The 12,374-nt window shown below is 52.6% G+C and carries 8 protein-coding genes; 3 read left to right on the top strand and 5 right to left on the bottom strand.

The window, feature by feature from the left end:
- Window positions 1-425: 425 nt before the first annotated feature.
- Together P8N76_11600 and P8N76_11605 are read left to right on the top strand one after the other, a co-directional pair.
- Window positions 426-3,326 carry a DUF1553 domain-containing protein gene (locus P8N76_11600; protein ID MDG2382307.1) on the top strand — a complete coding sequence of 967 codons (2,901 nt, stop codon included), beginning with the start codon at window positions 426-428 and terminating at the stop codon, window positions 3,324-3,326.
- A gap of 15 nt (window positions 3,327-3,341) precedes the next feature.
- Complete coding sequence (locus P8N76_11605) at window positions 3,342-4,784, top strand: DUF1501 domain-containing protein (GenBank protein ID MDG2382308.1); 1,443 nt, start codon at window positions 3,342-3,344, stop codon at window positions 4,782-4,784.
- 62 nt (window positions 4,785-4,846) lie between these two features.
- Here the strand turns inward: P8N76_11605 and P8N76_11610 are convergent, their stop codons facing one another.
- The 4 genes from P8N76_11610 to P8N76_11625 all read right to left on the bottom strand — a co-directional run bounded on the left by P8N76_11610 (window position 4,847) and on the right by P8N76_11625 (window position 9,794).
- The gene (locus tag P8N76_11610; protein MDG2382309.1) at window positions 4,847-5,887 is read right to left on the bottom strand and encodes a hypothetical protein; all 1,041 of its coding nucleotides are present in this window, start codon (window positions 5,885-5,887) and stop codon (window positions 4,847-4,849) included.
- Complete coding sequence (locus P8N76_11615) at window positions 5,888-6,790, bottom strand: periplasmic heavy metal sensor (GenBank protein ID MDG2382310.1); 903 nt, start codon at window positions 6,788-6,790, stop codon at window positions 5,888-5,890.
- Window positions 6,791-7,470: 680 nt separating this feature from the next.
- Window positions 7,471-8,970: a sulfatase gene (locus P8N76_11620; GenBank protein MDG2382311.1), complete on the bottom strand. Its 1,500-nt coding sequence runs from the start codon at window positions 8,968-8,970 to the stop codon at window positions 7,471-7,473.
- 74 nt (window positions 8,971-9,044) lie between these two features.
- Window positions 9,045-9,794, bottom strand: coding sequence for a hypothetical protein (locus P8N76_11625; protein ID MDG2382312.1), 750 nt, complete (start codon window positions 9,792-9,794; stop codon window positions 9,045-9,047).
- Between the two features lie 275 nt (window positions 9,795-10,069).
- Here P8N76_11625 and P8N76_11630 point away from each other — a divergent pair, with 275 nt between their 5' ends.
- On the top strand, window positions 10,070-11,530 hold the full coding sequence (locus P8N76_11630) for a sulfatase-like hydrolase/transferase (GenBank protein ID MDG2382313.1): 1,461 nt from the start codon (window positions 10,070-10,072) through the stop codon (window positions 11,528-11,530).
- A gap of 10 nt (window positions 11,531-11,540) precedes the next feature.
- On the opposite strand, the gene P8N76_11635 is transcribed toward P8N76_11630, so the two are convergent.
- Window positions 11,541-12,284 carry an LOG family protein gene (locus P8N76_11635; protein MDG2382314.1) on the bottom strand — a complete coding sequence of 248 codons (744 nt, stop codon included), beginning with the start codon at window positions 12,282-12,284 and terminating at the stop codon, window positions 11,541-11,543.
- Between the last annotated feature and the right edge of the window lie 90 nt (window positions 12,285-12,374).

Genomic DNA, 12,374 nt, shown 5'->3' on the forward strand with positions numbered 1-12,374 from the left:
TTTGCTACACGTTTGCTACACGTTTGCTACACGTTTGCTACACGTTTGCTACACGTTTGCTACACGTTTGCTACACGTTTGCTACACGTTTGCTACACGTTTGCTACACGTTTGCTACACGTTTGCTACACGTTGACGAGCTGTAGACGAACCGATACCAACGCGTCTGCGCTGGAAGGCCGACCCCTTATTTACCTACTTGGATGAATGTGATTGGAAAAAGTGAGGCCCGCGGTTCGCTTGGTTATCCTTGCAGACATCGTTATCCTTGCAGACATCGAATGCGAAAGCAGTAGAATCGTGTTATTATAGAGCTATCATCTTGCCGGGCTTTCGGTCGTGATTTATCAAGATGAGACGCTTACATTTTCAGCGATCCATGGTACACGGGCCACCGCAAATACTGATTTCTCAGGAAGCTAAAAATGCTTCAGTTCGAAAAGGTTTGGACAGGATGTCGCTCTCAGATAGGGCGTGCCTTATTGTCATCGTGTTTGCTGGTCATCCTGCCAGCCTCGCTTGTCGCGCAGCGTTCTGCTGACGAAGTGGTTGATTTCAATGATGATGTACGTCCGATTCTGCAAGAACGTTGTTTTCGTTGTCACGGTCCGGATGCCGCGACCCGTGAAGCCGGACTGCGGTTGGATCAGCGGGAGGGAGCTCTAGCGGAATTGGAGAGCGGTTTGCGTGCGATCGTCCCTGCCGACCTGAACAACAGCGAGTTGTTGTCACGCATTAGTTCGCTCGATGAAGATTTACGGATGCCTCCCGAAGGAAGCGGCGAATCTTTAGCGGATTCGGAGATTGCTATTCTTCGGCAGTGGATCGAACAGGGTGCGAGCTATCAACAGCATTGGGCGTTTGTTGCTCCGCAAGTCCATCGACCGGTGACGAAATCCGGACGCCCCGCCTGGGGTAATAATGCGATTGACCGTTTCGTTTTTGACGGCCTTCGTGAACGTGGCCTCGTTCCTGCCGAGCGAGCCGATCGATATACGCTCGTGCGACGCCTCTCGCTCGACTTAACGGGATTACCACCAACGATCGAAGAGGTTGACCATTTCGTTTTCGATCAACAGCCAGATGCTTACGCGCGATTGGTTGATCGTTTGTTGCAATCGCCAGCATTCGGGGAACGATGGGCCCGCGTTTGGCTCGACATAGCGCGTTACGCAGATTCAGCCGGTTACGCCGCGGATCCTCCCCGGGTGATTTGGCGTTATCGTGATTGGGTGATTGATGCGCTAAATCGCAACTTGCCGTTCGACGAGTTTTCGGTTCAGCAGCTAGCGGGGGACCTGTTGCCGAATTCAACAGATGAACAGCTATTGGCGACAGCGTTTCACCGAAACACAATGACCAATAGCGAAGGAGGCACCGATGATGAGGAGTTTCGGTCTGCAGCGGTTGTTGACCGCGTCAATACAACGATGCAAGTCTGGATGGGACTGACGATGGGCTGTGCTCAGTGCCATTCGCATAAGTACGATCCGATTTCTCAGGAAGAGTATTTTCAGTTTTATGCTGTCTTCAACAACACAGCAGATGCGGACCGGGCCGATGAGTCTCCAGGCCTGCGGGAGTACACTGCGGAAGAGAATCGGCTGCGAAAGACGTTGCAATCTGAGATCACAGGTTTGAAGACAAAGCTAGAGCAGTTGCAGCAAGAGCAGATAGATCGTCAGGCGACAACTCCGGATTCGCTGCAAGCCCGATTCGTGAGAATCGAATCGTTACAGGACAAAGCATTTCTTTCCTTGGCAGAAGTTCAAGTACTTGTCGGTGATCGCAATGTCGCCACATCAGGAACTGCGCAGCAGAGTTCAGTGGCTTACGACGGTCCGGCCAAGTTTGCCATCGACGGTGAGACCAACGGGGATTTTAACCTGAAATCGACGACACACACGGCGGCTGAAGATCGGCCCTGGTGGGAGGTCGATCTCAAGGTGGGTCACATGGTCGATGCAATCGCAGTCTGGAATCGGACCGACGGAGATTCCTCCAAACGTCTAAAACAGTTCCGCGTTGTTGCCTTGAATGAGGATCGGCAAGCCATCTTTGTAAAGGTGTTCGATCAAATTCCAATGCCCAGCGTGCGGGTTGAATTGCCCCAGCAGGTGGAGCTGCTTTCAGCGAAACAACTCGAAGCAATAGCTCAATACCGTCAGGCGAATCAAGGTGAGCTTTCGGTGTTAAGAGCAGAAATCGCAACTCGCGAAAAGCAGCTGCAGGGGATCAAAGGCGTGTTGACGCCGATCATGCGAGAGTTGCCGCGAGATAAAAGGCGAACGACGCATGTGCAAATTCGGGGGAACTTTTTGATTCAGGGCGCGAAAGTCGAGGCAGGGGTTCCTGCCTCGTTTCACCCGTTACCGGCCGACGTGGAGCCCAATCGACTCGAGGTGACTCGCTGGCTCGTGTCGGCGGATAATCCGCTGACTGCCCGAGTGGCCGTAAATCGTTGTTGGGAGCAACTGTTCGGAATAGGCCTGGTGGAAACGAGTGAAGATTTCGGTACGCAGGGTGAACTTCCATCTCATCCGCGGCTTCTTGATACGTTGGCGGTTCGTTATGTGGACCGCGGTTGGGATACCAAGTGGTTGTTGCGAGAAATCGTGATGTCGGCAACTTACCAGCAAGCGTCGGGGGTGACAGAACAGAAACTAGCGATTGACCCCTCAAATCGGCTGCTCTCACGAGGGGCAAGTTTTCGTTTGTCGGCGGAAATGATTCGGGATCAAGCACTCGCCATTGCTGGCCAACTTAGTCGGAAAATGATGGGGCCCTCCGTACGACCTCCAAGGCCTGCGCTTGGTCTGCGAGCCGCCTTTGGTGGCTCGACGGATTGGCAGCCCAGCGCGGGCGAAGATCGTTTTCGGCGCGGCATCTACACCCGATGGCGCAGGACTACCCCCTACCCTTCTATGACTACTTTTGATGCACCGAGTCGAGAGGTGTGTACGATCCGTCGTGTTCGCACTAACACTCCGTTGCAAGCGCTTGTGACACTCAATGATCCGGTTTTTATCGAAGCTGCGAAGGGATTGGCGAGTCGAATGGTATCCGAACCCGACCGGTCGGTGGAAGATCGGATCGCCCACGGTTTTCGGCTCTGCGTGGCGCGGCCACCTGCCAGGCTTGAAGTGGCTCGGTTAGCCGAGCTATACGGTAGGGTGCGAAATCAGTATGCACAGCAGCCCGAGAACGCGAAACATCTGGCGTTTGAGCCATTGGGGCCGATTGGGATGACAACACCCGACCTTGCCGCTTGGACGGTGCTGGCCAATGTTTTATTGAATTTGGATGAACTTCTTGCAAAGAAGTAACCAACGGTGATCGAAATGAATACGCTTCATGAACAGGCATTACGGCAAACGCGTCGACATTTTTTTCGCGATTGTCAGTTGGGGCTCGGCAGCATTGCGCTGAGTACTTTACTGGCTTCGGAATCGAACGCTGATCAAGAACGGCCGCTCGCCGCGCGGACGCCACACCATCCCGCCAAGGCAAGAAATGTAATCTACCTGCATATGGCAGGTTCGCCGCCCCATCTGGATCTCTTTGACTACAAACCGGAATTGGTCAAACGGACGGGAGAAAATTGCCCTGCTGAATATTTTCAGGGGAAACGGTTTGCTTTCACGAGTGCCGCTCCGAAATTGTTGGGGACTCCGCGCAAGTTTGGTCAACATGGCGAAGGTGGCTTATGGCTGTCTGACGCGCTGCCGAATTTATCCAACGTTGCAGATGAGTTGTGCGTTATTCGTTCGATGAATACGGACCAATTTAATCACGCACCCGCACAGTTGATGCTCTATACGGGCTCGCCGCGAATGGGGCGTCCTTCTTTGGGATCTTGGGTCACCTATGGCCTGGGCTCGGAAAATCAGAATTTGCCTGGCTTTGTCGTCCTGGTGTCGAGTGGTTCAAATCCGAGTGCGGGTAAAAGCGTTTGGGGTAGCGGATTTCTGCCATCCGTATTTCAGGGAGTCCAATGTCGAACGCAAGGAGATCCTGTACTCTTCGTTTCGAATCCTGAGGGAATGGATCGAAATCTGCGACGAATGAGTCTTGATGCCTTGCGTGATCTAAACCAAATCCAGATGGCAGAAGGCGGTGACCCTGAAACACGTACTCGGATTGCGCAGTACGAGTTAGCTTATCGCATGCAAGCATCGGTACCTGAAGTGATGGATATTTCACGTGAGACAGAGGCAACGAAGAAGGCCTACGGAGCTGTGCCTGGTGAGTCTAGTTTTGCAAATAATTGTCTACTAGCCCGAAGATTGGTCGAGCAAGGTGTAAGATTTGTGCAGCTATTTGATTGGGGATGGGACTTCCACGGAACCAATCCAAAGGAAGATATACGAGATGGGCTCACCAAGAAATGCAGTACGATGGACCAACCTGTGGCAGCCCTAATCCAGGATTTGAAGGAACGAGGGCTACTGAATGAGACGTTAGTCGTTCTAAGCGGTGAATTTGGAAGGACGCCATTTCGCGAAGGACGAACAAGTAAGGGGAGTATTCTTGGGCGAGATCATTTTCCGGATTGTTATTCAATGTTTCTTGCCGGCGGCGGAATTCGCGGGGGGCATACGCACGGCGCATCGGACGAGCTTGGTTTTCGTCCAGTGGAGGACAAGGTGCATGTGCACGATCTGCAAGCCACGATTCTCCATCAATTAGGTTTTGACCATGAACGCCTCGTTTATCGGTATCAGGGCCGAGATTTTCGCCTGACGGATGTCCACGGTGAGGTGGTCCGAGACATTTTGACATAGTCGCAATCGCTGCCCGGTGGTCAGTCTTGCTGAAGAGGTTCGGCTGCCATTTCGGCCGCGACTCATTGAGTGGGGCCACGAATGCCGTAAAGGACTCCACCGTCGAGATCGATTGGATGCCCGGATGGTAATCGAGTAGCTGCGCCCTGGTCGGCATTCGGGATCTGCCACAGCAGTTTTTCATCACCGCCTGCAAGCAGACTTATATTGATGATCCGCTGATCACGTAGATCCATGAAACCATACCAGTTAAGCGTAACCTGATGTTCCCAGTTGTGGCCGCTGGCCAATTTGAGGTTGTTTCCCAAACGGCCCGACGCATGCGATCCCCCTTCGATTTGAATGCGCATGACAGTTTTATCTTCATGAGGAATTTCTTCTCCGAAGAAATTCCATTGTTGTGCGTCACTTTTTGAGCCGGGAACCTGGCCCGTCGGATCTACGTCAAGCATGCCGAGATAGGTTCGACTGACGATCCGTTGGCTGAGCGAATCAGGTAGTCGGAATCGTTGTCCTGCTGCGGACTTGGCGGCGAGGGCTAAATCGGATTGCAGCTGAGGCTGGATTTCGAGTCGCGCCTCCATGTAATGTTCTTGAAGCGTGGTGTCGGCAATGGGGTTTCCTTGATTGTCTAATGCTCGGCCAATAATCCTTGCGATGAAGTCATCGCCGGTGCCCTTTAAGACGCCTGTGCACTGTTCTCCGATTGGATGCTGTTGTGGCACGCGAAGGGAGATGAGTGAATCTTTTGCCGTCGCTAATGGGACGCTCGGAAATCGTCTGTATCGTTCTGCTGGAACAGCCTGCTCAGCGTCAGGGAACTGTTGGTAACGTTCCTGCACATGCTGAAAGAACTGCAGGATACTGTCGCTGTTGTCGAAAGCGATCGTCCAGGCTAAAACCTTGCCGGCAGAGTTCACCGAGCAGATACCCTGAGCAGCGACTTTTGAGCGGCTGATTTCAGCAAGTAAAGCGCCCTCAATTCCCTGGGGGGGATTGTTGACGGTCTGGGCCTTCAAGGCGACAGGGATGAAATCTTGTTGGATGCGTTCAATTACGTTTGGATTCGAAAAAACCACCTCACGGGCGGCAGCCGCGAACACTCAGCATCGTTCGTCATCGATTGGGCGATCAATAAATACCCAAAGAATGACCGGTTTGTTTTGCAATCGCGATTCTTTTAATCCGTCCAGTAAACAACTCTTCCAGGGAATCTTTCTCCAAGCAACGTCGTTTTGCTTCATTTGTGCGATGCGGCGGTCGACACTTGCCGGCGACGCTTTTTCAATTTTTGTCCCCGGGCGATCGCTGGGTTCGTTGGCTGGGGAGAATACGCTCTGTGGCGCTGGACCGTTCTTCGTCGATTTCTTATGCTCGACGGCCATCAAAATTGGTTGTAATTTCAGCTTGATCACTTCGAGCAAGCTTTTCGCCTCCCCAAGACGATCTGACTGGATCAGATTGGAGACCTGTTGGAGCTTTGCCTGTAATTTGGGGAAATGGCGGCCTGCTCGGCTCAAATTAGTAAGCGTCGACCCGATCTGCGTCAACTGGTCGGATAGTCGTTGCTTGGTTGACTGGGCATCGTAGCTCGTCTTGAGGGTAAAAGCCTTTTTGCGCTGTTCGGCAGTCAATTGATTTCGCAAGCGGATCATTACCTGCAGACGCAATTGCTTTTCTGATTTTTCAATCGCAAGGATTGCGTCTAGCTGATTCAAAACCGCCTCTTCGTTGACAACATCCGCCTTCAGGAGTTGAGCCATTTTTCGAGATGCGGCCTCGGAATTTTGTGCATGCATCCGAAAGTCGGAACCTGCCTGTTCAAGTTGCGTCTTAATCGCATTGAGCTGGGAGGCCGTCAAATCAAGTTGCTGCTTGTGTTGTATCAGCAGGTCAGGCGGAAGAAAAAAACGTTCGATCTTTTCCTGGCCCCCCGATCGGCTCACAGCGAGGCCCAATACAAAGGTGGCCAGTGTGATGCAAAGAAGGTGTCTGTCACAAGCCATGAGAATCTTCCTTCGAATGTTTGGTCCACAGTAGATGGGGCAAGTTTTGATTGCCAATTCCATCTTTCGAACACGTCGATTGCAACTGCAGTTGACGACAGATCGTGAAAGCAAGAAGTCCGCGTGGGAGGGTGTTTGGGTGCACTCATTGTCGGCTAATAAGCGGTTCGAATTGTTCGGTTCGCTTGGTAGCTCGGGATAGCCTTATTTTCGTTTCTATTATCCTGTCTGCGACGGCCGGTACAAGGACAAGGTTGGGAGAAATCACCCGTCTGCTCCCATGCTGTTGTTTGCGATTGGATGGTCCAGCGGTGGCAAACTTGTGTGTGTAATTCTCTGGCACAAAAGGTAATTCATCGAAAATTTACGACAGGCCGTAGCCGTTGGATTGGGGCGATTGCTGGCGTAGATGAAGAAATAGCGCGAGTTGTGGGATCGACAGATGATGCTCCTAACTCACCTCACAGGTCACTTTGACGACTTTAGTAGCCACCATCCAACCGGGACGTATTTCGTGATAGGTGACGACTCAACTCGGTTGGTCACGAATGACGTTAATGAAAAGATTCACCAATCGCTCGGAACGAAAAACAGGGGCTCCAAGCTGGTGAGAGATTAGCTTGGATGGGCTCAAAGCGGACATTTTGCCAAGCCAAGCAACAGTGCCATGGCAACGGCGCCTAGTTGCGATAGGGCCCTAAGGCGGGTGCTGACTCAAACCAATCGTCTGGGCGAGATCGTAGCCGTTTGTCGTAATTGTTTCGCATGCGAGTTTCCCAACTAGCCGGAATAGCCGAAGCTTCGGGCTCGCGACCTTGATCATCGATCTCGTTCATCCAATTGACGAGCTGCGCTTTGAGCCTGTTTTTGGTTTCCGTGTGCTGGGGAGAATCTGCAAGGTTGTTGATTTCCCAAGGATCGGCGCGCAAGTCGTAGAGCTCTTCGGTGGGACGCTGGCTTGCCATGAGTGCGGTTGGTGGCCCTTCTAGTTGTCCCTTGGAATCGAGGCTTCGCAATAATCCAATAATGGGATAACTTGCCTCTTTGTATCGGTTGAGCTGCAAGAATGGCCGCTCCGGATATCGGTTCAACAGATAGCGGTATTGTTTGTCGCGCACGGTGCGGATGTGAAGGACCGTTTCGTCGCCTCGGTCGCGACCGCCAAATAAATAGTCGCGGGGAGAAGCTCGATGAGGCCCTAGAAACGGTTGGCCTTGCATTTTCGGGGGCGTTTCAATCCCAGCCATAGCAAGGCTCGTGGCGCTGACGTCAATCGATGCAACTAAATCGTTAGACACGAGCCCTGCCTCATAGCCCGCTGGCATGGGAAGCTGTGGATTGTTCGGTGGCCAGAAGATGATCAGCGGAACATGCATTCCACTGTCGTAGGGCCACTGCTTGCCGCGTGGCATAGCTCGCCCGTGGTCGCCCATGAAAACGACCACCGTATTTTCGGCCAAGCCGTCCTGCTGTAACAGCTCCAAGACGAAGCCAACCTTGTCGTCGAGCGCCATGATTGCGTTCAGGTATTGTGCCCAGACTGCACGCGTCACGGCATGGTCTGGATAATAGGGTGGTATCTCAACCTTCTCGGGGTCTGCCAATTTGGCGATGTGCCGATGGGCTTGATTCCACGAACGCCCACGATGAGTTTCTGGGAAGTTTACTTGGGCGTAAAACGGTTGGTTGTCCTTCAATTGACTCCACTGTTTGAAGTCAAACGGTTGCTTGCCCTTGTCGTATGTGAAATTCCAGTCGGTTTTACCCGTTCCGCGATAAAACTGTTTTGTCTTGGCGTCACCGGTTAATTCAGTGATGTTCGCTGTGGAATAGCCCGCATCACGGAACCAATCCGTTAAGACACGGACACCTTTTGGCAGAGGGTTCGAGCCATCTCGATGGGATCGATGGTTTTGTGCATCGATGGCCATCGCATACATGCCGGTCATGAACGACGAGCGACTGGTCGAACAGACCGGAGTAACAGTGAAAGCGTTGCGGAACAGCATCCCCTGGTCAGCAAGCTGATCGAGATGTGGCGTATGGACTTGCTCCGTGCCGTAGCATCCAAGTTCCGGCCCGATGTCCTCTGCCAGAATCCAAAGAATATTAGGTTGTCCCGAGGCGGTGGCCAGCAGGGGTGTTCCACAAGCGAGCAGTCCGATGAGAATTCGCAGCATGTCTGCTTGCGCAGGACTCGGCGAGAAGACCTGCCTTCTTTCTTGGCAAGATTAATGGGTGAGCCGTTTGGCGGTTAACCCTCGTTGTGATCGTCGTTGTGATCGTCGTTGTGATCGTCGTCGTGATCCTCCTCGTGATCCTCCTCGTGATCGTCGTCGTGATCGTCGTCGTCGTCGTGATGGCGTCCATGATCCTCGTCGTGATCCCGCTCTCGACCCAAGAAATGCTGTTCGAAATTTTCAAGCTGTCGGTTGATGTGCCGCTCCAGTTCTTCCCCGCGACGATCCGTGTGTTCCCGTAATTCGTCCAGGCCACGATGAGCATCGTCGACGACGTGGGAAAGTCTCTCGGAATGTGTCAGTCTTTCGTGCAAGTGATGAACGGCCGCTTGTAATTCTTGCACAGTACGCGTTAACTCATCGACTTGTCGTTGCTGGGCAGGTGCTTGTACGGGGCGACGATTTTGCTGTCCACGAAAGCCGCGGTTTTGAACGCCACTGGGTCGTCGATCCGGTTGGCTTCGCCGCATCCGTCGTCCTTGAAGTCGTTGCTCAAGGCGATTCGCCTCGGACTCAAGACCGGCCATCTTCAGGTGTTGAATGGCTTGTCGGAGATGATCAGTTGCGCCATTGTTTTTGTCGGAGTGATCGGAGTTGCGGTGCTGTTGGTTGTCACGATGTCGATCTGAATTGGAATGGTTTTGTGATTGCTTATTGGGGCCATTCTGAGCAATGACTGCTTCGGCGCTAACGCCGAAGAGTAGGCATGAAACCGCGAGGATTAGGCATCGGAATGCCGAAGGACCATGAGCGATGGTTTGCATGAAAAAAACCTCTTTTTTTGAACCTGTTTAAACGAAAGGAAAGTGCAGCCTAGCGACCCGCGGGGCGAAAGTCTCGGGATCCACATGATTCGATGGAGCACCAATGGTTCTCAAGTGTAACGCACTCGCTAAGGTGATTCAGCGGGTCTGGCCGAAAAACATGGTTGGATCCCCAGGCACTTGGTAGACTACTTTCGGTGGAAAAACGGTGATAAGCGGGAAATTCCCACGCCCGAATTAAGTGGTCTTTACAAATTGCGTGATGAGGAAGTGCGATGGCAGAACTTGCCCCTGTTTCTTTTGGGTTGCGTCTTGTGATTCCTGCTGTCTTTTTCCTTAGTGGGTTGAATGCCTGTACCCTTCGGGCTGCAGAACGCCCGAACATTCTTTTTATTTTCGCCGATGATCAGTGCTATCAAACGATTGGTGAAATTGTCGGTGACGAGATCGAAACGCCGAATCTAGATCGATTGGTCCGGCAAGGACTGACCTTCACCCGTACTTACAACATGGGTTCTTGGAGCGGAGCAGTCTGCGTAGCAAGTCGGACCATGTTAAACACGGGTCGATATCTGTGGCATGCTAATCGCATTTATAACGAGACTGAGCAAGAGCGCAAGGCTGGAAGATTCTGGTCGGAATACCTTCGCGCGGGCGGCTATGATACTTACATGACAGGAAAGTGGCATGTAAAGGCGAATGCGCAGGAAGCGTTTGACGTTACGGCGCACGTCCGCGGTGGAATGCCGGCTCAAACTCCAACCGGATACAACCGGCCCCTACCCGATCAAGCAGATCCGTGGCGACCTTGGGATCAGAGTTTTGGCGGTTTTTGGCAAGGTGGCAAACACTGGAGTGAAGTAGTCGGTGACAACGCAGTCAGCTTTCTTTCGCAGGCATCCACCGATAATGATCCGTTTTTCATGTACATCGCATTTAATGCTCCCCATGATCCACGGCAATCGCCCCAGGAATTCGTCGATCGTTATCCGGTGAACGAGATGAAGCTACCGGTGAACTTCCTTACGTATTATCCCTTTAAGGAGTTGATTGGATGCGGGGAGAAGTTGCGCGATGAGCGACTGGGGCCCTTCCCGCGTACGCCTGAAGCCGTGCAAGTGCATCGGCAAGAATATTACGCGATCATTACCCACATGGACGAACAGATTGGGCGGATCCTTGCCGCGCTGCAGGAGTCGGGCAAAGCAGAAAACACGTATGTCTTTTTCACGGCGGATCACGGTCTGGCCGTTGGTCAGCACGGGCTATTTGGCAAGCAAAACATGTACGATCATAGCGTGCGAGTTCCCTTCATGGTCAACGGACCAGGCATCAAGGCCGGACAACGATGTGACGCGCCGATCTATTTGCAAGACGTGATGCCAACGACTTTGGAGTTGGCTGGGATCGAAAAACCCGAACATGTGCAATTTGATACATTGATGCCGATCATCCGAGGCGAAGAGCGAACTTCCGGCTACGACGCGATGTATGGTGCCTATCTGATGTTGCAACGAATGGTGACGATGGATGACTATAAATTAATTCTGTATCCCAAGGCGAAAGTGGTGAGGCTCTTTAACCTCCGGACCGATCCACATGAAATGGACGATCTTGCAAGTGACCCGCGTCAGCTTGATCGCATGAAACGCATGTTCGCCCGTTTTCTTGAGCTGCAAAAGGAAACGGGTGATCAACTGAACATTGGGAGTGTGTTTCCACAGCTGGGTTCGTAGTTGGGGCGAGTCAGCGTATGCCAGCCTGCCAATCGTCGTAATCTTTCTGAATGATGGCGATTGCCTCGTCGATCTGACTAACGCAGGTCGGGATCTGCATGTCTTGGGGGTTCGCGTACCCTGGAGGAGCTTGCACCATGTGCTTGTCGGCCCAGCCGACTAGCTCTTCCCACATGTCTCCCACGAGCACGAGAGGCGTGCCATAAAGTTTCCGGACTTGCAAAAGCTGCCAAATCATCATTAGCTCCAGCGTGGTGCCGATTCCACCACCTACCACCACGAAGCCATGAGAGCGTAAGACAAAGTGATGGAGTCGGGAGAAAAAGGTCTTGTGTTCGTACACGCGACCGACAAAGGGGTTGGCCGCCTGCTCAAATTCCAAGTCGACACGGATCCCAATCGATCTTTCTGGATTGTCAGGTGCGCCGGTCGTGGCGCCTTCATTGGCGGCCTGCATCAATCCGGGCCCGCCGCCGGTGACAATATGGCAGCCCATACGCACTAGATTTTCTGCAAGACGACGGATATTTGCGTATTCTTCGGAGTCGGGTTGCACGCGAGCTGAGCCAAAGATTGAGACGTGATAATCAGGTGTGTGTTTCGGGCGTAGGCGACTGAGGTTGTCGACAACATCCCACAGACGCAGGACAGAATCGTAGAGGACTGTCTTCGCTTGGTCGTAATCTTCCGGTTCGAGGAAAACGAGATTGCGTTCGGGCGACGGTTTATCTTGGTCGGGGTGATTTTTTGTCATGATCGAATAAGTCTGAGGAGGCTTGAGGAATTCGCAAACGTCACCGATGAATTAGGCCTAGTTGGACGATGACGATTTGTCGCAAAGGGG

Source organism: Pirellulaceae bacterium, from assembly GCA_029243025.1.
GTDB lineage: Bacteria > Planctomycetota > Planctomycetia > Pirellulales > Pirellulaceae.